The organism is Duganella sp. CY15W (genome assembly GCF_009857555.1).
GTDB lineage: Bacteria > Pseudomonadota > Gammaproteobacteria > Burkholderiales > Burkholderiaceae_D > Rugamonas > Rugamonas sacchari.
On record NZ_WWCQ01000009.1, the window covers coordinates 16,325 to 40,433 of the forward strand.

The 24,109-nt window shown below is 61.2% G+C and carries 19 protein-coding genes; 4 read left to right on the forward strand and 15 right to left on the reverse strand.

Features of this window, described 5'->3' with window-relative positions; translation table 11 throughout:
• Positions 1 to 2: 2 nt before the first annotated feature.
• Both GTP58_RS29400 and GTP58_RS29405 read right to left on the reverse strand, forming a co-directional pair.
• Positions 3 to 1,262: a DUF2252 domain-containing protein gene (locus GTP58_RS29400; protein ID WP_161080496.1), complete on the reverse strand. Its 1,260-nt coding sequence runs from the start codon at positions 1,260 to 1,262 to the stop codon at positions 3 to 5.
• Between the two features lie 13 nt (positions 1,263 to 1,275).
• The gene (locus GTP58_RS29405; protein ID WP_161080497.1) at positions 1,276 to 2,127 is read right to left on the reverse strand and encodes a LysR family transcriptional regulator; all 852 of its coding nucleotides are present in this window, start codon (positions 2,125 to 2,127) and stop codon (positions 1,276 to 1,278) included.
• A gap of 88 nt (positions 2,128 to 2,215) precedes the next feature.
• Between GTP58_RS29405 and GTP58_RS29410 the strand changes: the two genes are divergently transcribed.
• On the forward strand, positions 2,216 to 2,707 hold the full coding sequence (locus tag GTP58_RS29410; RefSeq protein ID WP_161080498.1) for a lipocalin-like domain-containing protein: 492 nt from the start codon (positions 2,216 to 2,218) through the stop codon (positions 2,705 to 2,707).
• Here GTP58_RS29410 and GTP58_RS29415 read toward each other — a convergent pair.
• From GTP58_RS29415 to lptF, 3 genes are read right to left on the reverse strand one after another with little or no spacing between them, the layout of a single operon-like run.
• Positions 2,684 to 3,073: a sirohydrochlorin chelatase gene (locus tag GTP58_RS29415; RefSeq protein WP_161080499.1), complete on the reverse strand. Its 390-nt coding sequence runs from the start codon at positions 3,071 to 3,073 to the stop codon at positions 2,684 to 2,686. The two genes, GTP58_RS29410 and GTP58_RS29415, sit on opposite strands and share 24 nt — an antisense overlap.
• Positions 3,073 to 4,242 (reverse strand): LPS export ABC transporter permease LptG, encoded by a 1,170-nt coding sequence (gene lptG / locus GTP58_RS29420; RefSeq protein WP_161080500.1) that lies wholly within the window; start codon positions 4,240 to 4,242, stop codon positions 3,073 to 3,075. The genes GTP58_RS29415 and lptG overlap by 1 nt, the downstream gene beginning before the upstream one ends.
• 5 nt (positions 4,243 to 4,247) lie before the next feature.
• Positions 4,248 to 5,369 (reverse strand): LPS export ABC transporter permease LptF, encoded by a 1,122-nt coding sequence (lptF, locus tag GTP58_RS29425; RefSeq protein WP_072790506.1) that lies wholly within the window; start codon positions 5,367 to 5,369, stop codon positions 4,248 to 4,250.
• A gap of 123 nt (positions 5,370 to 5,492) precedes the next feature.
• On the opposite strand from lptF, the gene GTP58_RS29430 reads away from it, so the two are divergent.
• Positions 5,493 to 6,989 (forward strand): leucyl aminopeptidase, encoded by a 1,497-nt coding sequence (locus tag GTP58_RS29430; RefSeq protein ID WP_072790510.1) that lies wholly within the window; start codon positions 5,493 to 5,495, stop codon positions 6,987 to 6,989.
• Positions 6,990 to 7,048: 59 nt separating this feature from the next.
• Here GTP58_RS29430 and GTP58_RS29435 read toward each other — a convergent pair whose 3' ends face one another.
• Complete coding sequence (locus GTP58_RS29435) at positions 7,049 to 7,492, reverse strand: hypothetical protein (protein ID WP_072790513.1); 444 nt, start codon at positions 7,490 to 7,492, stop codon at positions 7,049 to 7,051.
• 87 nt (positions 7,493 to 7,579) lie between these two features.
• On the reverse strand, positions 7,580 to 7,993 hold the full coding sequence (locus GTP58_RS29440) for a hypothetical protein (RefSeq protein ID WP_161080501.1): 414 nt from the start codon (positions 7,991 to 7,993) through the stop codon (positions 7,580 to 7,582).
• A gap of 419 nt (positions 7,994 to 8,412) precedes the next feature.
• Between GTP58_RS29440 and xth the strand changes: the two genes are divergently transcribed.
• Positions 8,413 to 9,177, forward strand: coding sequence for an exodeoxyribonuclease III (gene xth, locus GTP58_RS29445; RefSeq protein ID WP_161080502.1), 765 nt, complete (start codon positions 8,413 to 8,415; stop codon positions 9,175 to 9,177).
• On the opposite strand, the gene GTP58_RS29450 is transcribed toward xth, so the two are convergent.
• From GTP58_RS29450 to prpB, 8 genes are all read right to left on the reverse strand, one after another.
• Positions 9,174 to 12,419, reverse strand: coding sequence for an EAL domain-containing protein (locus GTP58_RS29450; protein ID WP_373924796.1), 3,246 nt, complete (start codon positions 12,417 to 12,419; stop codon positions 9,174 to 9,176). The genes xth and GTP58_RS29450 overlap by 4 nt on opposite strands.
• A 137-nt stretch (positions 12,420 to 12,556) precedes the next feature.
• Positions 12,557 to 14,218: a cation acetate symporter gene (locus GTP58_RS29455; RefSeq protein ID WP_161080504.1), complete on the reverse strand. Its 1,662-nt coding sequence runs from the start codon at positions 14,216 to 14,218 to the stop codon at positions 12,557 to 12,559.
• A complete protein-coding gene (locus tag GTP58_RS29460) occupies positions 14,215 to 14,523 on the reverse strand; it encodes a DUF485 domain-containing protein (RefSeq protein ID WP_161080505.1) in 309 nt (102 codons plus the stop codon). The genes GTP58_RS29455 and GTP58_RS29460 overlap by 4 nt, the downstream gene beginning before the upstream one ends.
• 72 nt (positions 14,524 to 14,595) lie before the next feature.
• Positions 14,596 to 16,464: a propionate--CoA ligase gene (locus tag GTP58_RS29465; RefSeq protein WP_161080506.1), complete on the reverse strand. Its 1,869-nt coding sequence runs from the start codon at positions 16,462 to 16,464 to the stop codon at positions 14,596 to 14,598.
• Between the two features lie 27 nt (positions 16,465 to 16,491).
• On the reverse strand, positions 16,492 to 17,673 hold the full coding sequence (gene prpF / locus GTP58_RS29470; protein WP_161080507.1) for a 2-methylaconitate cis-trans isomerase PrpF: 1,182 nt from the start codon (positions 17,671 to 17,673) through the stop codon (positions 16,492 to 16,494).
• Entirely contained in the window at positions 17,674 to 20,271 is a 2,598-nt protein-coding gene (gene acnD, locus GTP58_RS29475; protein ID WP_161080508.1) for a Fe/S-dependent 2-methylisocitrate dehydratase AcnD, read from the reverse strand.
• 2 nt (positions 20,272 to 20,273) lie between these two features.
• Positions 20,274 to 21,422 (reverse strand): 2-methylcitrate synthase, encoded by a 1,149-nt coding sequence (gene prpC / locus GTP58_RS29480; protein WP_161080509.1) that lies wholly within the window; start codon positions 21,420 to 21,422, stop codon positions 20,274 to 20,276.
• Positions 21,423 to 21,436: 14 nt separating this feature from the next.
• Positions 21,437 to 22,324, reverse strand: a complete 888-nt coding sequence (gene prpB / locus GTP58_RS29485) for a methylisocitrate lyase (RefSeq protein ID WP_072790543.1) — start codon at positions 22,322 to 22,324, stop codon at positions 21,437 to 21,439.
• A 145-nt stretch (positions 22,325 to 22,469) separates the two neighbouring features.
• Here prpB and prpR point away from each other — a divergent pair, with 145 nt between their 5' ends.
• Positions 22,470 to 24,101 (forward strand): propionate catabolism operon regulatory protein PrpR, encoded by a 1,632-nt coding sequence (gene prpR / locus GTP58_RS29490; protein WP_161080510.1) that lies wholly within the window; start codon positions 22,470 to 22,472, stop codon positions 24,099 to 24,101.
• The last annotated feature ends 8 nt before the right edge of the window (positions 24,102 to 24,109 follow it).

Genomic DNA, 24,109 nt, shown 5'->3' on the forward strand with positions numbered 1-24,109 from the left:
CATCAGCGCGCCTGCAACGCTGCGCGGTATGCGCTGGCGTACTGCCTCCAGTCGGCCAGCACTTGCTGATGGCAGGTCTGGGCGTAGTCGATCAGCGCGGGGCGCCATTGCTTGCCGTCGTGGCCATAAGCGATCCATTCATCGGCAATGGCGGCCCCCTGACGACCGCCGGAGCGCAGGTGCGACCAGGCGACAATACTGCCCATGGTCCGCATGACGCTTTCGAGGCGGCGCAGTTTGCCGCCCCACCGCTCCAGCGAAAGACGATCCTGCTGTGGCAGCAGTTCTTTGAGCACATACGATTGGTCGCCGATGCTCACCGCTGACAGGAAGGCTGGTGATATGGCCTGCATTCTTTTCTGTACCGCGACGATGCGCTCGGCTTCGGTTTGCCATGGTGGTTGCACCACCGGCAGATAGGGCGACAATGCGGAACTGGAGGCCAGTTTCAGGTCGAGCAGGAAGTTGCCGTCCAATCCACCGCGTCCACGCACCAGAACCGCATAGCGCTCTTGCCCGAGGCTACCCGTGCCAGCGATGCGGCGAGCCACATCAAGCACGCGGAAGAACGCCGGTGTCTGCCGAGTCTCCGCATAGGATGCCATGAACTGCGTGACCTTTTCGCGCTCCGCTTCGTTGACCGGCAGCGCTTTGATGCCGTCCAGCCGCAGCTTGCGTTTGCCTTTCCGGATATCGGTGCGACGGTCGAGGAAGGCGGGACGTTCGCGCAGGCGCAAGTCCCGCAGCAGGTCGCGCACCATGCCGTCGGCGGTCGCCCGTTCCACCCAGCGTGCTTTGCCTTCGACCAGATTGCCGACGTACGCATCCAGAAAACTGTGGCACAGGGCGATCGCTTGTGCCGGCGGCACTGTCAATGCGTCGGCAGCCACCAGCACACTGACGAGAAAGCGGACCAGCTCCCAGCTGGCTGGCGCCAGCACGGCTTCGTCGAAGTCGTTCATGTCAAAATAGGTCAGGCGGTTGTCGCCTTTGTAGCTGCCGAAGTTTTCGAGGTGAAGATCGCCACAGATCCACGCCAGCGGCGACTGGCCGAGGTCTGGAAAATCCTGGTAGAACAGATGGCAGGTACCGCGCAGGAAAGCGAAGGGATTATCCGCGAGCAGACGATATTTCTGCGTCACGCGTTCGGCATCGCGGCCTGCATTGAACGATGCGATCAACCCCACCACATCACGCTCGCGCAACGGCGCCGGCGTGGGACGCTTCAGGTCATCAGAGGGGGTAAGGGTGCGAATGGTCATGCAGCCTAGAATATCACCCTTCCGGCGCCAGCAACGCGATGATCTCATCGGCCACTGCGCGAACCGGAGCGGCACGGCGGACGTCTTCGTGCATGACGATCCAGAGTTTGCGTTTGACCGGACAAGCTGGCGCTGTAACGTCCAATAAGCCAGCCAGCGGCAGGTAGTCGGGTAACACCGCCACGCCACAGCCGGCAAGTGCCGCCTGATAGAGCGCCCCCAGGTCGTTGGAACGCAGGCAGTAACGGCGCTCGCCACGTATTTTCTCCAGCCACTGATGCTGCGGCGTGTGCTGGAGTTGTTCATCGTAGCCGAGAAATTCCCACTCCTCCGGGCCGCGCGACGCCAGATACCCGGCACTGGCGCACAGACGGTAGTGCACTGTCGCCACACTGCGCACGGCCAGCCCCAGCGCCGTCGGACGGTTGTAGCGTATGGCGATGTCGGACTCGCGCCGCATCAGATCCGTCTCACGCGCCTCCCCACGCAGGTCAAGCTCGATGCCCGGCAGGCGATGCAGCGCTGGCCGCAAGCGCGGCGCCAGCAACCAGGCTGCGAGCGCCGGAGGTGCAGAGACGCGCACCTTGCCGTGCAGTTCGGCCGCGCCGGTTGCCGCACGCAGCACGCCATGCAGGCCGTCTTCCATCTTGCGGACATGCGGCGCCAGCGCCTTGCCTGCGGCTGTCAGCGACCAGCCTTTCGGAAAGCGGTCAAAGAGTCGGACGCCAAGCGCCGCCTCCAACGCATCGATACGCCGCGCCACGGTGGTATGTTCGACACCTGCCGTGCGCGCAGCAGCGGACAGCGTGCCAGCGTCGTGCAAGGCAAGGAAGTAGCGCAGGTCATCCCAGTCAGGTTGGCTCATTGTGCAATTATGCACACAAAATGCGCAGGTTTTGCTAATTTCAAGCAGCCGCCAACACGGCTATCGTGTCTTTATTTAAGGAGATGCGATGAAAATGTTGACCCGATTGTTTTGCCTCGCCATGTGCATGCCCGCACAGCAAGCTGCAATGGCCGTCCCGCCCTTCCCGTTGGCCGGCACCTGGTCGCTGGTGGCTGCCGACAAGATCATGCCGGACGGTAGCCGGCAGCACGACTACGGCGAAGCGCCATCCGGCCTGCTGATGATCGACACGGATGGCCGCTACATGCTGCAAATCTACCAGCAAGGCCGCCCGCACTTTACCGGCGGCGAAAAGAAGACCGGCACCAGGCAGGAATTCGAAGCAGCAGTGCTGGGCGCCAGCACGCATATGGGCACGCTCTCGATGGACGAGATGACGCACACGCTGAGCTTCCATATCGCCAGCGCGGCATTCTCAAACTGGGAAGGCACACGGCAGGAACGCCGCTATGAATTGAAAGGAGATGAATTAAGCTACCGCGTCCCCGTGCGGCCGGATGGCCAGATACCCGTATCAGTGTGGCGACGGGTGCACTAAGGAAGCGACACAGTAGTCGGACAGTGCCTGGAGTACGGCAGCATTCTCGCCGGCCGCCTCAACCACCTTGAGCGCGGCTTGCGGGTATGCCACGCGCAGGTCGTCCAGCATCACTGGCAGGTCGCGCAGCACATGGCCGCCCTGGCCCAGGAATACCGGCACCACGGTGATATCCAGCACACCATCTGCCACCAGCGCTGCCACCAGCTGCGGCAGGCGCGGCGACATCAGCTCCAGAAACGCCAGCGACACGCGCACCTCCGGCTCGCGCGCCTGCGTCAGATCGCGCAAACGCTCGAATGGCGCCGCCCAGGACGCCGCACGCGCGCCATGCGCAAACAGGATCAGTGCACGTTGTGTCGCCATCAGTGCCGCTCCACCCACCACAAGGCCCATAGCGCCAGCAGCAGGAATAACAGGCTCGGTGCAATCGCCGTCATGACCGCCGGCCAGGTACTCAGCATGCCCAGGTGCGAGAACAGCGTATTCACCAGCAGGAAGCTCACGCCGATCATGATGCCGACGAAAATCTTCAGACTTACGCCACCGCTACGCGTATGCAGATAACCGAACGGCAGCGCCAGCGCCATCATGACAAAAATGGCCAGCGGGTCGAACAGCTTTTTCCAGAACGCGATCTTGAAGCGCTCCGTCTCCTGCTTGTTCTCCTGCAGGTGGCGGGTGTAGACCGCCAGTTCGTTGGCCGACATGCGCTCAGGATCGGAACCCGCCACCGACAGAATCTTCGGCGTAATCTCGGACAGCAAATCCTTGCTCGGGCTATGGCGCGTTTCGATCAGGCTCGATTCCTGCGCAAAGTTATTTTCCAGATTGGCTTCCGCGCCCGGTTTCAGCAGTTCGGGATTGGTGAACAGGTTTTCCGTCACATCCTCCAGACGCCAGCGGTTACTGCCCTGGAAGGTGCCGGTTTTCGCCAGCGTGATCGACCGCAGACGGAAATTGGTATCGAATTCATACAGCTTCACACCAATCAGCGTGCCGTCAGGACGTACTTCGCGCACGTTGAAGAACCGCGAACCGGTCACGGTACCATTCATGCCTTCCGACTTGACGATGTCCTTGGTCCACAGGCCGGAACGGAACTCCGACGAAATCGCCGCGCCACGCGCGCTCAGTTTGATCTTCTCCGCCAGCGGCGCCGTGCGCGGCGCAATCAGCTCACCAAAGATAAACGTCACAATCACCAGCACCAGGCCAACCTTGGCCAGCATGCGTGCCACCATGCCGGTCGACATGCTGGACGCGCGCATGATGGTGAATTCCGACGTCGCCGCAAACTGCGCCATCGTATAGATGGTGCCGATCAGCGCCGCCAGCGGCATCACTTCATACACGTGGCCCGGCAGCTGCACCAGCACATACAGGAAGGCATACTGAATCGCATAGCCGTTCTTGCCCACCGACGGCAATTCGCCGGTCAGGTCCATAAAGGCTTGCAGCGCCAGGAAGGCCACCAGCACAAAGGCCACCGCTTGCAGTATCGAGACCGCGAAATAGCGTTGCAGGATTTTCATTACGATCAGTCTTTCTTGTTACGCGAGCGTTTGTACGCGGCCAGCAGCGCCAGCGGATGGTAGCGGTGGTTCAGGTTCAGGCGCCATGCAAACAGGCCAAGCACCACCAGCGCAAGGGCCAGGTGCAGCGGCCACCACGACAGCGCAAACGCCGATTTGCCTTGCTTGACGCTGGCTTCCACCAGCTTCACCAGATTGCTATAGCTGAAGAACACCAGTAACGCGATAATCAGGTTGGCCGAACTGCCGGCACGCGGATTCACAAAGCCCAGCGGGATCGCCAGCAGGATCAGCACCAGGCAGGTCAGCGGCTGGGCGATACGCCACAACAGTTCCGAACGCGCGATGTTGGTATTTGCCGCCAGCAGTTCCATGGTGGTCATGGCGACGGCTTCATGCTCGGCTTCCAGATCCTGTGCGCGCTGCGTCACGCGCATGCTGTAGCTGTCGAACTCCATGGTCTGGAAGTCCGCCTGCCCCGGCGTGCCCTGATAGCGGCGGCCGTTCTTCAGCACCAGATAACGTTCGCCTTTCGGGCCGTTGCTGACCACACCTTCGCGCGCCACGATCACGGCGGTACCATGTTCATCGACGGTATTCACAAACACGTTCTGCACCACGGCCGATTTGCCGGCCACGCCTTCCACGAAGAAGATGCGGTTGGCCGATGCCGATTCCTTGAACTGGCCTGGCGACACCTTCTGCAGGTCTTCGCGCTTTTCAAAGCGCTCCACATACTCGGAGCTTTTCTGCTTGGCCCATGGCGTGGCGATAAAGCTCAGGCCTGCGGTCAGCAGCACCAGCGGCAAGCCAAACGTCAGCACCGGACGGATCCAGCGCACCAGGCTAAGGCCGGAGGCAAACCACACCACCATTTCGGAATCGCGATAGGTCCGGGTCACCACCATCAGCACGGAAATAAAGCTGGTGAGGATGACGAGAGTTGGCAGATAATTCAGCACTGCGAAAGCGATCAGCGCGATGACGTCACTGGATGCGACCTTGCCGCCGGCAGCCTTGCCCAGCACACCAATCAGCACGAAGACGACACTGACGCTGAACAGCACAGTAAAGGTAGCCCCGGCGGCACTGGCCATTTCACGTCGTAGGGCGCGTTGAAAGATCATTGAAGATTATAATTCGGTAGTTTGGCCCGTCATATTTTCAGACGGGGCCACAAGTTTTAAAATAACAGCCCGGCCTTATCGGGCCACGCAGGGCTGGCACACGTACACGACACGGAGAATCAAATGGACTTTAGCATAAAAGCATTCGACACAAAAAACACCATCGCTACCGCAAAAGCAGGCGTTATCGCCGTTGCGGTCTTCGAGAACAAGAAGCTGTCGCAAGCCGCCAAGGCGCTGGACGGCGCTGGTGAAATCACGGCTGCGCTCAAGTCCGGCGACATTACCGGCAAAGCCGGCACCACCCTGCTGCTGCGCGGCGCCAAAGGTGCGGCGGCCGAGCGCGTGCTGCTGGTTGGCCTGGGCAGCGACGAAGCCGTCAGCGAAAAAAGCTTTGCCGGCGGCGTCTCCGCAGCCCTGAAGGCATTCTCCACCCTGGGCACGAGCGACGCTATTATCGCACTGCCGATGACCGAAGTGAAAGACCGCGACGTCAATTGGGCGATCCGCTGCGTGGTCCAGAGCGGCCACGAAGCCGTGTTCCGCACCGATGCGCAGAAGAGCAAGAAAGACCCGGCCGCTGCCGGCGTGAAGAAAATCGCCCTGGCCGTGCCTAATAATGCGGCAACCAAGCTGGCGCTGGCCCAGGCGGTGGCGATCGCCAACGGCATGGACCTGACCAAAGAGCTGGGCAACACCTCGGCCAACGTCTGCACTCCGACCCACCTGGCCAACGTTGCCAAAAAATTGGGCAAGGACTTCAAGTTTGAAGTGGAAGTGCTGGACCGCAAACAGCTGGAAGCGCTGAAAATGAACAGCTTCCTGTCCGTGACCAACGGCAGCGAGCAGCCGCCGAAGTTCATCGTCATCAAGCACATGGGCGGCAAGTCCAAGGATGCACCGGTGGTGCTGGTCGGTAAAGGCATCACCTTCGACACCGGCGGCATTTCGCTGAAAGCCGGTCCAGGCATGGACGAGATGAAGTACGACATGGGCGGCGCCGCTTCGGTGCTGGGCACCTTCCGCGCCATCGGCGAGATGGACCTGAAGCTGAACGTGATCGGCATTATCGCTGCGTGCGAGAACATGCCATCGGGCCGCGCCACCAAGCCAGGCGACATCGTCACCTCGATGAACGGTCTGACCATCGAGATCCTGAACACCGACGCCGAAGGCCGTCTGGTGCTGTGCGACGCACTGGCTTACGCCGAGCGCTTCAACCCGGCCGCCGTCATCGACATCGCCACCCTGACCGGCGCCTGCATCGTGGCCCTGGGCCACCATAAGAGCGGCCTGTTCACGCGCGACGACGCAGCCCACAACAAGCTGGCTGACGAGATCATGGCAGCAGGCCAGAACGCCAGCGACACCGCATGGCGTCTGCCGATCGGCGAGGAGTACAACGAGCAGCTGAAGTCCAACTTCGCCGACCTGGCCAACATCGGCACTCCGGGCGGCGCGTCGTGCACCGCAGCGGCGTTCCTGGAAAACTTCACCCGCAAGTACACCTGGGCGCATCTGGATATCGCCGGCACCGCATGGAAATCGGGCGGCGCAAAAGGCGCGACCGGCCGTCCGGTACCGCTGCTGTCGAACTTCCTGATTAATCGTGCAAACTAAGCGCGCGAATTAAGCGATCAGCTTAATTAGTATGGATTCCCGCGTACGCGGGAGCGACGTTAGAACAGGGTCACGCCGGGCGCCGGCGCTGGCCCTTCTTCTTTTTCCTGCGCGGGATGCATGACCACGGTCAGCGTCGACGGATAGTCATAGCCTGCGCCGGTATTCTTGTCGACGAAGTAGCCAACGCCGGCCGTCAGCGCCAGGTTCCCCCACAGGTTGGCGTCCACCTTGGATTCGACCTTTTCATAGGCCCAGCCCTTGCCCGCCTTCTGGCAATCAATGCGCAGCGGTCCGGCGCTCTTGCGCAAGGTCACGCGGCCCGGGGTCGTGACAAACCATTTGCCCGTATCGTTATATAGCACACAGCCCACGCCGGCGATCTCGCGATGATCGAGCACGGTTTGCACCAATACGCTTTGTTCAGTGGATTCAGTGAGGGAAGCGCAGCCGGCCAGCAAGGCCAGCAGCACCGAAGCCGCTGCGGTGGGGCGGAGATACATGGTCTGCCTCTGGAATAAAGATAGAGGCAGTGTATCAGCCCGCCGCGGGCTTTATTTGCTTAATCAAGCGGCGTAAAGCCTTGCACTTTACGCGTTCTGGCGTTCGGTGGTCTTGGCGACCACTGGCTCTGCCGCTTGTTCCTGCTGCTTCTTCTTCAGGCCCTGCACGACTTTCAGGATATCATCCATGCCGCGCTCACCACCCAGCGAAGAAAAGGCATCCAGCACCTCGTTCAGCACCTGATTACGCACTGCGGCTTCATCGGGGTTGATTTCCTGTGGTCGCTCCAGAGCGGCGGCAGCGGCGCGCTTGTCAGCGGCAGCGGCTTCCTTCTGCGCAGCGGTCTTGCGGCCGCCTGGCGGTTTGCCATGTTCCAGCGCCGCTTGCCAGATGACCCAGCGGCGTTGCGTTTCGAAGACCAGATATTCGTCTGGTTTGTCTTCACGGCGGCGAACGATATGTCCGTCGCGCTGTGCCCATGCCTCAAATGCAGATCGCATTTTTATTCCTTTGCAAATGCGCTAAGCGCCATTCACTGTAAAAAACCACAAGTAATTTCCGTATAGTATCATTTATTGCGTCATCACAACACATAAATATACGCAGGCTTGACTGTTATAGTTGCTAAACGGAAACACAAGTTTTCCACTCAATTTGTATTAGTATATTTCTATTCTGCTTGCTTTGTCTTGCCCTTCCGTTCTATTTTGACAACAACGAGACAGTATTGGCAATTTTTTTTTAATTTCACACATTTTGCAACATTTTAGGCCCTCGACCACGACTCAGGAAAGGGTTTTTCATGTTTTTTCATACAACTTTTTAGTTTGATAATTACATGTGTTAAATCTGGATACGGTAAGATGCAAGTCACTCAGGGCAATCGCCCCCCTTGAACCCCGCTAGGAATCACTGTCTCATGAAATTAGCCACCTGGAATGTTAACTCTTTGAACGTAAGACTGCCGCACGTTATGAAGTGGCTAGAGGAGAACCCCACTGATGTGCTATGTATTCAAGAAACAAAATTAACTGACGACAAGTTTCCCGTGAGCACTATCGAGGCCGCTGGCTACCATGTGGTCTACACCGGTCAGAAGACCTATAACGGTGTCGCCATCCTCTCCAAGCTGCCGATTACGGATGTTGTTAAAAATAATCCAAAGTTCGAAGATCTTCAGCAGCGTATCCTTGCCGCAACAATCGATGGCGTGCGCGTGGTATGCGCATATGTACCGAACGGTCAAGCCGTCGATTCGGACAAGTACGAATACAAAATGGCCTGGCTGTCGGCCTTCCACGACTGGATCAAGGAAGAAGCCGCGCAGCACCCGCAGCTGGCGGTCGTCGGCGACTACAATATTGCGCCGGAAGACCGCGACGTCCACGATCCGGCCGCGTGGGAAGGCATGGTGCACGTCTCGCCCAAGGAGCGCGCTGCGCTGACCCGCCTGCTGGACATCGGCCTGGTCGATGCCTTCCGCCTGTTTGAGCAGGCCGACAAATCGTATAGCTGGTGGGATTACCGCGGTCTGGGCTTCCGCCTGAATAAAGGCCTGCGCATCGACCACATCCTGCTGTCCGACGCGCTCAAGCAGCGTTGCACTGCCTGCGTGATCGACCGCGTACCACGCAAGTGGGAGCAGCCGTCCGATCACACTCCGGTGATCGCCACCTTCTCTTAAGTACGCGGCAGCAGCAGCTGGGCCGTGATGTGCGGCACCGGCTGCGAGAACAGATAGCCTTGCGCGTACTGGCAGCCGTGCTGCTGCAGCAGCGCATACTGCCCTTCCGTTTCCACCCCCTCCGCCACAACGGACAGCTGCAAGCTGTCCGACAGGGCGATAATCGCCGCCACAATCGCGCGGTCTTCCGCGCTCTGCTCCAGGTCCTTGATGAAAGCACGGTCAATCTTGATCTTCTTGACCGGGAAACGCTTCAGGTAAGCCAGCGACGAATAGCCGGTGCCGAAGTCGTCGATCGACAGGCGGATGCCCATGGCGTTGATGTGGCCAAGGATCTCCAGCGTCTGCTCGCCGTGCTGCATCAGCGCCGTCTCCGTAATCTCGAATTCAATCAGCGCCGGATCGATGCCGGTTTCGTCGAGGATGGCGCGGATGGATTCCACCAGTCCCCGATGCATGAACTGGCGCGGCGACAGGTTGACCGCCAGCGGCACCGGCGTCATGCCCTGGCTTTGCCACAGCATGCTTTGCCTGCAGGCCTCGCGTATCACCCACTCGCCGATCGGCACGATCATGCCGTTTTCCTCGATGATGGGGATGAACTGGTCCGGCGTCACCAGTTCGCCGCCGGCGCCACCCCGGCGCCAGCGCAGCAGCACTTCCATCGCGTGCAGGCGGCGCGTGCCGATGTCCATGATCGGCTGGAAGTACAGCTCAAATTCATTGGCCGCCAGCGCACCGCGCAGGCTGGACTCCAGTTCAAAGTGGCGCGCTGCCGTCAGATTCATCGCCTCCTTGAAGAACTGGTAGTTGTTACGGCCATTGGCCTTGGCGTGGTACATCGCGCCGTCGGCATTGCGCATGAGTGTTTCGACGTCCTCGCCATCATCGGGGTATACGCTAATGCCGATCGATGGCGTGATATGCAGGTTGCGCCCTTCGAGCGGGAAGCTGTCCGACAAGGCCTCGATCATTTTCTCCGCTACCTGGCTGGCCTCTTCCACCGTGCGGATGCCCGGCACCAGCACCACGAATTCATCGCCGCCCAGGCGGGCCACGGTATCGCTGGCGCGCACCGCGCGGCACAGGCGGCTGGCGACTTCCTTGAGCAGCTGGTCGCCCGTCATGTGGCCCAGCGAATCGTTGATGGTCTTGAAGCGGTCAAGGTCGATGAACATGACCGCCAGTTTGCGCTCGGTACGCTGCGCGGCCAGCATGGCGCGGTCCAGCCGGTCTGACAACAGCGCGCGGTTCGGCAGGCCGGTCAGGCTGTCGTGATACGCCATGTGATGCACGCGCGCCTCGGCCTGGCGGCGCTCCACAATCTCGCCTTGCAGCTGCGCGTTGGCGCCGGCCAGTTCGGCAGTGCGCTCCTGCACCCGCAGCTCCAGCTCATCGCGCGCGCGGGCGACGGCTTCTGCGGCTTCGCGCCGCGCCGTGATGTCATCCACCAGCCACACCGAACGGCCACTGTTGTGCGCCAGGTCGAATGGGCGGCCGGACAGGCGCGCCCAGAAGGTCGTACCGTCCTTGCGCACCAGTTCATATTCCGACACGTTGACCTGCGCTGCGCGAAAATCGCGCACGGTCTCGGAACGCGCATGCTCCCATGCTTCCTTGTCGGCGTAGAAGGCCTGCACGCTGAGGTGATTCATTTCACCCGGTCCATAGCCGAACAGCTCTTCCATCTTGCGGTTGCAGCGCAGGTTACGGCCATTCTCCACCACCGAGATGCCCAGCACCGCGCTGTCCAGTATCGCCTGGTTCTCTAGCAGCGCATTGCGCAGCGCTTCTTCCGCGCGTTTTTGTTCGGTGCGGTCCTCGATCACCCAGATGGTGCCCTGCGTCGGATCGTCCGGATTCACCACATAGCCGATCAGCTGCGCCCACAAGGTGCTATCGTCGGCGCGGCGCATTTCGATCTCGGTCTGGAACGGCCGGCCAATCGACAGGAAGGGGAAGGCTTCCGCGCCCAGCTTGTCGTAGGCTTCCTGCGATGGATACAGCGCGCGGCCCGGCAGGCCAAGTCCGGACGTCTCGTCGTAACGGAACATCTCGGCGAAACCACGGTTGTAGCGGGTAATCAGCCGGTTCTTGGTGAACAGGATGCTCATTGAGGCGTTGGTCATGATCGCCTCGACCTCCATCTGCGTTTGCAGCGAGTGCGTGACGTCTTCCAGAATCCAGATAGTACCGCCGCCGCGCTGCTCAGCATCAACCGCCCGTGCGCGTACGCGGCACCAGAACAAGCTGCCGTCCTTGCGTTTGAACTGATACGCCTTCTTTTCAAACGGCTGGCCGACACCCAGCTGCGGCGCGGCCTCCCGGCCAAATTCCTCGTAGTGCCCAGGCGACTGGAATACGATGGACGAGTGCAGCCCTTCCATCTCGCCAGGCACATAGCCGAACATCTCCGCCATGCGCGCATTACAGCGCATCATGATTTGCGATTTGCTGAACAGGATGCCGACCGATGCATTATCCAGAATCGCATTCTGCTCCAGCAGCATGCGGCGCATGATCTCTTCGTCCAGCTTATGCTCGTTGATGTCTTCCATGATCCACACCGTACCTTCGGTGGTGTGCATGGGATCGATGGCGCGGCCATACAGGCGCGCCCAAAACAGCGTGCCGTCCTTGCGGCGCAGCTGAATCTCCGAAATGAAAGACTGTCCTTGCGACAGCAATGGTCTCGCATCCACGCCCAGCTGAACGAAGGCCGACTCGCTTGGGTGCACCACGACGCTCGACGCGCCCTCCAGCTCATCGCGGCTGTAACCGAGCATTTCGGCGCAGCGGATATTGCATTCCTGGATAACGCCATCCTTGCTGAACAAAATACCGACAGCGGCATTTTCCAGGATGGCCTGCTGCTCCAGCAGTGTTTTACGCAACGCACGCTGGTCGCGCTGGACGTCGGTGATGTCGTGAAAGACGATGGTCACGCCATCGGTATCGGCGCTGGCGGGCAGCGGTTTGGACCACGCTTGCACCGACAGGTACTGGCCGTCGGCGCAGGTCAGGCAGCTGTCCCAGCGCCCTTCGCCACGCAGGCTGGCCAGACTGGCGGCACGCACGTGACGGGCAAACAGGTCGCTGATCGGACGCCCGCCCGGATCAACGCCGAGCAGTGCCACCAGTTCCCTGTTCGCAGCCAACACCGTGCCGTCCGCAGCGCAGGCGCAGGCAGGTACGCCGATCAGCGCCAGCGCGTCGGCTACGAAATCCGGATTGGTCGACACTCGAAACCTTGGCAGCATAGTTGGCAGATCATAAACCACAATTGCCTGATGATGCCATTTTGGTGCATCGTGCGCGGGCCTAAAAACGACAATGCCCGGCGAACCGGGCATCGTCTTACGCACATCTTGTCAAATTATCAGTGCGCGCTGGCGCCTGCTGCTCCGATGCCGGTTTCGGAGCGCATCTCCTGCGCTTCAAAGCCTGCGCGGTCGATGCGTGCGCGGTTGCTGCGGTCCAGCAGCGAGAACACAAAGATGCAGACAAAGGCAGCCGGCATCGAGAAGATGGCGGGCGAAGCATACGGGAATACTTCATGTGCATTCCCCAGCACGTCCACCCACACCGATTTGGACAGCACCGTCATCACCAGCGCCATCGTCAGGCCCACAAAGCCGCCGATGGTGGCGCCGCGCGTGGTGCAGTCCTTCCACAGCACGGACATGAACAGCACAGGGAAGTTGGCCGATGCGGCAATCGCAAACGCCAGCGATACCATGAAGGCGATGTTCTGCTTCTCAAACGCGATGCCCAGCACCACAGCAACGATGCCCAGTGCGATGGTGGTGATCTTCGACACTTTGAGTTCGCTGGCGCCGCTGGCCTGGCCTTTGGCGATCACGGTGGCGTACAGGTCGTGCGATACGGCCGATGCACCGGACAGCGTCAGGCCAGCGACCACTGCGAGGATGGTGGCGAACGCCACGGCCGAAATAAAGCCGAGGAACACATTGCCGCCCACCGCTTTCGCCAGGTGGACCGCAGCCATGTTGTTACCGCCCAGGAGTTTGCCGGCGGCGTCCTTGAACTCCGGATTGGTGCTTACCAAAACAATGGCGCCGAAACCGATGATGAAGGTCAGGATGTAGAAGTAAGCAATCCAGGTGGTCGCCCAGAACACCGACTTGCGCGCTTCCTTCGCGCTAGGTACGGTAAAGAAGCGCATCAGGATGTGCGGCAGGCCGGCGGTACCGAACATCAGCGCCATGCCGAAGGAGATCGCGGACACCGGATCCTTGATGAAGGTGCCAGGTCCCATGATGGCGTCTTTTTTCGCGTGCAGCTCGACCGATTTGGCAAACAGCGCCTCCGGGCTAAAGTTGAACTGCGCCAGCACGGCGATGGCCATGAAGCTTGCGCCGCCCAGCAGCATTACGGCCTTGATGATCTGCACCCAGGTGGTCGCGGTCATGCCGCCGAACAGCACGTAAATCATCATCAGCGTACCGACCAGCACCACGGCCACCCAGTACTCCAGGCCGAACAGCAGCTTGATCAACTGGCCCGCACCAACCATCTGCGCGATCAGGTAGAACGCCACCACCACCAGCGTTCCGGAAGCGGAGAAGATGCGGATAGGCGCCTGCTTGAAACGGTAAGCCGCAACGTCGGCAAACGTGAAGCGGCCCAGGTTACGCAAGCGCTCCGCCATCAGGAAGGTGATGATAGGCCAGCCAACCAGGAAGCCAATCGCGTAGATCAGGCCATCGTAACCGTTCAGGAACACGGAAGCGGAAATACCGAGAAAGGATGCTGCCGACATGAAGTCGCCCGCAATCGCCAGGCCATTCTGGAAGCCGGTAATGCCGCCGCCAGCGGTGTAGAAGTCCGACGCGGAGCGGGTCTTGGCCGCAGCCCATTTGGTCACAAACAGCGTGAACACCACGAACACGGCGAACATGGTGATCGCCACCCAGTTGGTCGGCTGGCGCTCGGCCTGACCGAGATCGCCACCTGCGGCCATCGCCGCACCACCGGCCAGCAGCAGCGCTGCCGGAATCAGACGTTTAGCGGCGCTCATGCTTGCACCTTCGCCTGGATGGCCTGGGTCAGCGCGTCGTACTTGCTGTTTGCGCGGCGGACGTAGATACCGGTGACCAGCACCGTGAATACAATGACGAATAAGCCGATCGGCATGCCCCAGGTCATGACACCGGTGCCGGTTTTCGCTGCCAGGAATTCCTTGTCGAAGGCGATGAGGAGGATGTAGCCGTAATAGACCACCATCATGAGTGAGGTCAGCAGCCAGCCGAACCGCGAGCGCTGGCGGACCAGCTGGTGATAATTGGGATCTTGTTTGATCTTTTGAACCAGATCTTGTTGCATGGTGAGTCTCCGTTATTGATGCTCTTCTATTCGAGCTTATACGCAGAATAGAAGAGCAGCCTTACCGGGGCCTTACAACTGCAACGCGCGTTGTATCTGTTGTAGCGATGCCGGATCTTCGATGGCAGTGAGGTCGCCGGGATTGCGGCCTTCGCAGATGGCCTGTATCGAACGGCGCAGCAGCTTGCCGGAACGGGTCTTCGGCAGCTGCGTGACGAAGTACACACGCGCTGGCCGCGCCACGGCGCCAAGCTGGCGGTCCACTACCGACATCACATCCTGCTCGCTGGTCGCGGCATTGGCATCTTTCAGAATCGCGAACGCCACAGCCACCTGCCCTTTGAGCTTGTCCTCGACACCCACCACCGCCACTTCCGACACGTTGGGGTGACTGGTGATGGACTCCTCGATCTCGCGCGTACCCAGCCTGTGGCCTGCAACGTTAATCACGTCGTCGGTGCGGCCGAGGATGAAGTAGTAGCCATCCGCATCGCGCAAGCCCCAGTCAAAGGTGGAGTAGACCATCTTGCCTTCATGTTCGGACCAGTAGGTATCGACAAAGCGCTGATCGTCGCCGTACACCGTCTGCATGCAGCCCGGCGGCAGCGGGCCTTCCACCATCACCACGCCTTTTTCATTGGCGCCGCATTCCTGGCCGTTGATTTCGTTAATCAGCCTGACCTTGTAGCCGTACATGGCAAGGCCGGGACTGCCCAGCCGCGTCGGAGTGTCTTCTATCCCTTTGGCGATAGACAGGATCGGCCAGCCGGTTTCGGTCTGCCAGTAATTGTCGATGATGGGCACATTCAGTTCGCCAGCAATCCAGCTTGATGTGGTTTCATCCAGCGGCTCGCCAGCCAGGTACAAGGCCCTCAACGAAGACTTGTCGTACTTGCGCATGAATTCCGGCGCCTGCTTGCGCAGCACGCGGATTGCGGTCGGCGCCGAGAACATGCGCGTTACCTTGTACTTCTCGACGATGCTCCACCAGATGCCAGGGTCCGGACAAATCGGCAGCCCCTCGTACATGATGGTCGCCATGCCGGCGATGAGCGGGCCGTAGACGATGTACGAATGCCCCACCACCCAGCCAATGTCGGACGTCGCAAAGAAAGTTTCGCCGGCCTTGCCGCAGAAGTTGTACTTCATCGACGCCGCCAGCGCGACAGCATAGCCACCGACATCGCGCTGCACGCCTTTCGGCTTGCCAGTGGTGCCGGAGGTATAGAGAATATATGAAGGTTCGTTCGACTCCAGCCATGTCACCGGCACATGGGCTGCCAGATGCGCGGCACGCAACGCCGCATAGTCCACGTCGCGGCCTTCAACCATTGTTATCGGCGCCAGGCCGCGATCCACCAGCAGCACGCGCGACGGCTTGGCCGACGACAGCGCGATGGCCTCGTCCAGCAGCGGCTTGTACGGAATCGCCTTGCCGTTGCGTGAGCCGGCATCGGCAGAGACAATCAGCACCGGCTTGGCATCGTCGATACGGCTGGCCAGGCTGTTGGCAGCAAAGCCGCCGAACACCACCGAGTGCACCGCGCCGATGCGGGCGCAGGCCAGCATGGCGAAAGCCGCTTCGGCGATCATCGGCATGTAAATGAGGACGCGGTCCCCTTTGCGCACGCCCAGCGACTGCATCATCGCCGCCCAGCGCTCCACTTCCGCGCGCAGCTCGTTGAAGGAGTAGCTGCGCTCCGTGTTGGTTTCGGTGGAGATGGCGATGAGCGCGGGCTGGTCGCCTTGCGTTGCACACCAGCGGTCCACCGCGTTGTGGCACAGGTTCGTATGTCCGCCCACGAACCAGCGGGCGAACGGCGGCTTGGCGTAATCCAGGACTTGCGTGAAAGGCGTGTTCCAGTCGATGAGCGCTGCCTCGTCCTGCCAGAATTGTTCAGGCGTGACGATAGAGCGCTGATAGAACTCAGCGTACTTCATGTCTCCTCCGGTGTTTTGTGTAAAGCGTTAAGCGGGTACGCGTACCCAGCCTTCCATCAATACCCGCGCGCTGCGGCTCATTACCGCTTTTGTCACGCTCCATTCTCCGTTCTGCTGCACCGCTTCGGCGCCGACACGCAAGGTGCCAGATGGATGGCCGAAACGCACCGCACCGCGTTCGCCACCGCCCGCCGCCAGGTTCACCAGCGTGCCGGGAATCGCGGCGGCCGTACCGATCGCGACGGCCGCCGTGCCCATCATGGCGTGATGCAGCTTGCCCATCGAGAGCGCGCGCACCAGCAGGTCCACATCGCCCGCCGCGACAGCCTTGCCGCTGGACGACGTGTACGGTTTGGGCGGCGCTACAAACGCCACCTTCGGCGTGTGCTGGCGCGTGGCCGCTTCGCTCAGGTCCTTGATGAGCCCCATGCGCAGCGCGCCGTGGGCGCGGATGGTTTCAAACATCGCCAGCGCCTTGCTGTCGCTGTTGATGGCGTCCTGCAGCTCGGTGCCGGTGTAGCCGACAGCATCGGCATTGATGAAGATGGTCGGGATGCCGGCATTAATCATGGTCGCCTTCAACGTACCGACGCCAGGGACTTCCAGATCGTCGATCAGTTGGCCGGTCGGGAACATCGAGCCGCCTGCGCCCTCTTCTTCCGCTGCCGGGTCCATGAACTCCAGCTGCACTTCCGCCGCCGGGAACGTGACGCCATCCAGCTCGAAGTCGCCGGTTTCCTGCACTTCGCCGTTGGTCATCGGAATGTGGGCGATGATGGTCTTGCCGATATTGGCTTGCCACACGCGCACTACGGCCACGCCATCGCGCGGCAAGCGGGCTGGATCAACCAGGCCGCCGCTGATGGCGAAAGCGCCGACTGCTGCCGACAGGTTGCCGCAGTTGCCGCTCCAGTCCACAAAGGCTTTATCGATGGAGACCTGGCCGAACAGATAATCGACGTCGTGGTCCGGGCGCTCGCTGCGGGACAGGATCACTGTCTTGCTGGTGCTCGAAGTGGCGCCGCCCATGCCGTCGATCTGCTTGCCATAGGGGTCCGGGCTGCCGATCACGCGCAGCAGCAGCTGGTCGCGCGCGGCGCCCGGCTGCTGCGCCGCTTCCGGCAGATCCTGCAGGCGGAAGAACACGCCCTTGCTGGTACCGCCACGCATATACGTGGCGGCGATTTTGATTTGCGGTTTGTGGCTCATTTACGCTGCCTTTGCCGATTCAAGGAAGTCCTGTGCGAAGCGCTGCAGCACGCCGCCGGCTTCGTAGATGGACACTTCTTCTGCGGTATCGAGACGGCAGGTGACTGGCACCTCGACCTGCTCGCCATTGCGGCGGTGGATCACCAGCGTCAGCGTCGCGCGCGGTTCGCGCTTGCCGATGACGTCATAGCTCTCGGTGCCGTCCAGCGCCAGCGTCAGGCGGTTCACGCCCGGCTTGAACTCCAGCGGCAGCACGCCCATGCCCACCAGATTGGTACGGTGGATACGCTCGAAGCCTTCCGCCACAATCGCCTCCACGCCAGCCAGGCGCACGCCCTTGGCCGCCCAGTCACGCGACGAGCCCTGGCCATAATCTGCGCCAGCGACGATGATCAGCGGCTGCTTGCGGTCCATATAGGTTTCAATCGCTTCCCACATGCGCAGCACTTTGCCTTCCGGCTCCACGCGCGCCAGCGAGCCGGCTTTCACATTGCCGTCCGCATCGCGCACCATCTCGTTCTTCAGCGTTGGATTCGCGAAGGTGGCGCGTTGCGCGGTCAGGTGGTCGCCGCGGTGGGTGGCGTAGGAGTTGAAGTCCTCTTCCGGCAGGCCCATTTTATGCAGGTACTCGCCCGCAGCGGAATCCATCATGATCGCGTTCGATGGCGACAGGTGGTCGGTGGTGATGTTATCGCCGAGGACCGCCAACGGACGCATGCCTTTCAGCGTGCGTACGCCTGCCAGCGCGCCTTCCCAATATGGCGGACGGCGGATGTAGGTCGATTGCGCGCGCCAGTCGTACAAAGGCGCGGCCAGTTCGCTTGCCTCTTCGCTGCGTGCAAACATCGGGATGTAGACTTTGCGGAAATGATCCGGCTTGACGCTGGCCTCCACGATGGCGTCGATCTCTTCGTCGCTTGGCCACAGGTCTTTCAGCGTAACCGGTTTACCGCTGGCGTCATGGCCCAGCACATCCTTCTCGATGTCGAAGCGGATGGTGCCGGCAATTGCGTACGCCACCACCAGCGGTGGCGAGGCGAGGAAGGCCTGCTTGGCATAAGGGTGAATACGGCCGTCAAAGTTGCGGTTGCCCGACAGGACAGCGGTGGCATACAGGTCGCGGTCCACCACTTCTTTCTGGATCACCGGATCCAGCGCACCGGACATGCCGTTGCATGAGGTGCAGGCATACGCCACCACGCCGAAGCCCAGCTTTTCCAGCTCAGGCATCAGGCCTGCCTCTTCCAGGTACAGCGTGACCGCTTTCGAGCCTGGCGCCAGCGAGGACTTGACCCAAGGCTTGCGCAGCAGGCCAGCCTTGTTGGCATTACGCGCCAGCAGACCGGCTGCAATCATATTGCGCGGATTGTTGGTGTTGGTGCAGCTGGTGATGGCGGCGATGATGACCGCGCCGTCCGGCATCTTGCCCGGCTCGTTCGCCACCACGCCCGAAATGCCGCGTGCCGCCAGTTCGCTGGTGGGCACGCGCTTGTGCGGGTTCGATGGGCCGGCGATGTTACGCACCACGGTCGACAGGTCGAACTTCAGCACGCGCTCGTATTCGGCCGTCTTCAGGCTGTCCGACCACAGGCCGGTGTGCTTCGCGTACTGTTCGACCAGCGCCACCAGTGCATCATCGCGGCCGGTCAGCTTGAGGTATTTGATGGTCTGCTCGTCGATGGAGAACATCGCCGCTGTCGCACCAAACTCCGGCGCCATGTTGGCGATGGTGGCGCGGTCGCCCAGCGTCAGCGAGGTCGCGCCTTCGCCGTAGAACTCCAGGTAGGCCGACACCACTTTTTCCTTGCGCAGAAATTCCGTCAGCGCCAGCACCGTGTCGGTGGCGGTGATGCCTGGCTGCGGCTTGCCGCTCAGCTCAACGCCGACGATGTCAGGCAAACGCATCCACGATGCGCGGCCCAGCATCACGGTTTCCGCTTCCAGGCCGCCAACGCCAATCGCGATCACGCCGAGCGCATCGACCATCGGCGTATGCGAGTCGGTGCCGACCAGCGTATCAGGATAAGCCACACCATCCGTCACCTGAATCACCGGCGACATGCGCTCCAGATTGATCTGGTGCAGGATGCCGTTACCTGGCGGGATCACGTCCACATTCAGGAAGGCCTTCTTGGTCCAGTCAATGAAGTGGAAACGGTCTTCGTTGCGGCGGTCTTCAATCGCGCGGTTCTTGTTGAAGGCATCGGGATCGAAACCGCCGCACTCCACGGCCAGCGAGTGGTCCACCACCAGCTGGGTTGGCACGACAGGATTCACCAGCGACGGATCGCCGCCCTGCTCTGCGATTGCATCGCGCAGGCCGGCCAGATCGACCAGCGCAGTCTGGCCCAGAATGTCGTGACACACCACGCGCGCCGGGAACCATGGGAAGTCCAGGTCACGCTTACGCTCGATGAGCTGCGACAGCGAGGCAGTGAGCATCGCCGGTTCGCAACGGCGTACGAGATTTTCAGCCAGAACGCGCGAGGTGTATGGCAGTTTGGCCCAGGCGCCTGGCTGGATCGCATCAACGGCTTCACGCGTGTCGAAATAGTCTAGCTGGGTGCCCGGTAAATTCTTGCGGAATGCAGTATTCATGATTATTGACGGTCCTTGATCGGAACGAACTTCAGGTCTTCCGGACCAACATAATTGGCGCTTGGACGAATGATCTTGTTGTCGATGCGCTGTTCGATGATGTGCGCCGACCAGCCGGAGGTACGCGAGATGACGAACAGCGGCGTGAACATCGCCGTCGGCACGCCCATCATGTGGTAGGACACAGCCGAGAACCAGTCCAGGTTAGGGAACATCTTTTTGATTTCCCACATCGTCGATTCCAGACGTTCAGCGATGTCGAACATCTTGGTCGAACCGGCTTCCTCGGACAGCTGGCGCGCGACTTCCTTGATGACGACGTTGCGCGGATCGGATACGGTGTACACCGGGTGGCCGAAGCCGATCACCACTTCCTTGTTGGCGACGCGATTGCGGATATCCGCTTCCGCTTCATCCGGATTCTCGTAGCGCTTCTGGATTTCAAAAGCGACTTCGTTGGCGCCACCGTGCTTGGGACCACGCAGCGCGCCAATCGCGCCGGTGATGGCCGAGTGGATGTCGGAGCCGGTGCCCGAGATCACGCGGCTGGTGAAAGTCGAGGCATTGAATTCGTGTTCCGCGTACAGGATCAGCGACGTATGCATCGCGCGTACCCACGATTCCTGTGGCTTCTCGCCATGCAGCAGGTGCAGGAAGTGGCCGCCGATCGAGTCGTCATCGGTTTCCACTTCGATGCGTTTGCCATTGTGGCTGAAGTGGTACCAGTACAGCAGCATGGAACCGAACGACGCCATCAGGCGGTCGGCGATATCGCGCGCGCCTGGGGTGTTGTGGTCATCCTTTTCCGGCAGCACGCAGCCCAGCACGGAGACGCCGGTACGCATCACGTCCATTGGGTGGGCCGATGCCGGCAGGGCTTCCAGTGCGGCTTTCACCGCTTGCGGCAGGCCGCGCAGCGATTTCAGCTTGGCCTTGTAGCCTTTCAGTTCTGCGGTGGTCGGCAGTTTGCCGTGCACCAGCAGGTAGGCGATTTCCTCGAACTCGCAGGTGTTGGCGACGTCCAGAATGTCGTAGCCGCGATAGTGCAGGTCATTGCCGGTTTTGCCGACGGAGCACAGCGCAGTGTTACCAGCGGCGACACCCGACAGGGCGACGGATTTTTTAGGTTTGAAGGTAGTGGCTTCGGTCATGTCGGTATCTCCTCTTATTTCTTCTGTGCGGCGAACAGGGCGTCCAGCTTCTGTTCGAAATCGTGATAGTTGATGCGCTCATAGAGTTCAGCGCGGGTCTGCATGGTGTCGACCACGTTCTGCTGCGTGCCGTCGCGGCGGATCGCGCCGTAGACGTTTTCCGCCGCCTTGTTCATGGCGCGGAAGGCGGACAGCGGATACAGCACCAGGCCCACGTCTGCGCTGCGCAACTCGTCGACGGTGAACAGCGGGGTCGAACCGAATTCGGTGATATTGGCAAGCACCGGTACTTTGACGGCGGCAGCGAATTTCTTGTACATGTCCAGCGTGATCATCGCTTCCGGGAAGATCATGTCGGCGCCGGCTTCCACGCAAGCGACTGCGCGGTCGATGGCAGCGTCCAGGCCCTCAACGGCCAGCGCATCGGTGCGGGCCATGATGACAAACTGGTCGTCGGTACGCGCGTCCACGGCGGCCTTGATGCGGTCAACCATTTCTTCCTTGCTGACGATTTCCTTGCCCGGGCGGTGGCCGCAGCGCTTGGCGCCCACCTGGTCTTCGATATGGGTCGCGGCGGCGCCGAACTTGATCAGCGATTTCACGGTACGCGCGACGTTGAAGGCGGAGGCGCCAAAGCCGGTGTCCGAATCGACCAGCAGCGGCAAGTCGCAGACGTCGGTAATGCGGCGCACGTCAGTCAGCACATCATCCAGATTCGAGATGCCCAGGTCCGGCAGGCCGAGCGAGCCCGCAGCCACACCGCCACCCGACAGGTAAATCGCCTTGAAGCCGGCCCGCTTGGCCAGCAATGCGTGATTGGCGTTGATGGCGCCGACCACCTGCAACGGGGATTCTTCCTGGACGGCTTTGCGGAACGCCGCGCCTGCGGAGTAGTGACTCATATTGTGACCTTTCGATATTGCGTTGAAGTTGCGCTTTGTAGTGCAAGGGCTATGCCAGAGCACCAATCCATATAAATCAACAACTTACGACATCCACGTCGTTTCATCATGGAACACCGAAACAAATTTGAACTATAATTGAAACATGCGACATTCCACGCCCCTGCCCTTCGACGCCAACGACAAGCCGGTTATCTGGACGGTTTCGGTATCGCGCCTGTCCGATCTGTTCCGTGATATCACACTCGAATACGACAACCTGGCGACCATAGAACCGATCAACCTGGGCTTCGACGAAGCGGCCAGACATATCCGCGAGCGGCTGGCGACAGAGCGCTGCGATGCGGTGATTTCGGCCGGCTCCAACGCCGCCTACCTGAAAGGCCGCTTGTCCGTGCCGGTGGTGATCACCAAATTCAGCGGGCTGGATGTGATGCAGGCGCTGGCGCGCGCGCGGCGCGTGTCCGAGCGCATCGGCATCATCACGTATCAGGACCGGCTGGCGGAGCTGGCGGAGTTCTCGGCGACCTTTGGTTTCGACGTCGAACAGCGCACCTATGTCACCGAAGAGGATGCGCGCGCGCAGATCAACGACCTCAAAGCGGCAGGCATCAAGGCCATCGTCGGCGCCGGCCTGATTACCGACCTGGCCGAGGAAGCCGGCCTCACGGGCGTGTTCGTGTACTCGGCCACCTCGATCCGCCACGCATTTGACGATGCACTGGAAATGGCGCGCCTGACGCAGCTGGAATCCAATCACAGCCGCTCACGCAACGCGGTGGTGACAGACACGCTGCGCGCCAAACATGGCATCAATGACCTGCGCGGCGACTCGGCGGCGATGGAGAACGTGCGCCAGTCCGTGGTGCTGTATGCGAAATCGCCCGCCACCGTGCTGATACAGGGCGAGACCGGCTGCGGCAAGGAGCTGGTGGCGCAAGCCATCCACCGCGAAGCGCCGCGCACGCTGGGCCAGAACCGCCCCTTCGTCGCCGTCAACTGCGGCGCCATTGCAGAATCGCTGCTGGAGTCCGAACTGTTTGGCCATGAGGAAGGCGCGTTCACTGGCGCCCGACGCGGCGGCCATGCGGGCTTGTTTGAGGCGGCCAACCGCGGCACCTTGTTCCTCGACGAGATCGGAGAGATGCCGCTGACGCTGCAAACCCGTTTGCTGCGCGTGCTGGAAGAACGTGAAGTCGTGCGCGTCGGCGGCACACGGCCGATACCGGTCAACGTCCGCATCATCAGCGCCACGCACTGCGACCTGGAACAGCGCGTGCGCGAAGGCCGCTTCCGCGCGGATCTGTTCTACCGGCTGGCGGTGTTGCGCCTGACGTTGCCGCCGCTGCGTGCGCGTCTGGACGACGTGGTAGCGCTGGCCGAATGGTCGCTGAAAAACGCGCTGGCATCGCTGAGCGCACGGCCGCATCCCAATCTGCACGCCGAGATGGCCGCCTGCGCGCCTCTGCTGCAACGCTACGACTGGCCTGGCAATGTGCGCGAACTGCGCAACCTCACCGAGCGCCTGGCGCTGTTCCTCGCAGCTGAACCGCTGCAGGCACTGACGCCCGCCTTCATGCTCAGCGTCGCACCGGAACTGGCTACCCGCACCGCCGCGCCGGCTGGCCCGCCACCACCTGCGCCGACCGCGCTGCCGCAAAGCGGCGAAAGCGTCCACGCAGTCCTGGCCCGCTTCGGCGGTCGGCGTGACGCTGCGGCCGATTACCTGGGCATCAGCCGCACCACGCTGTGGCGCAAACTCAAAGCAGAGAACTGACAACCGTT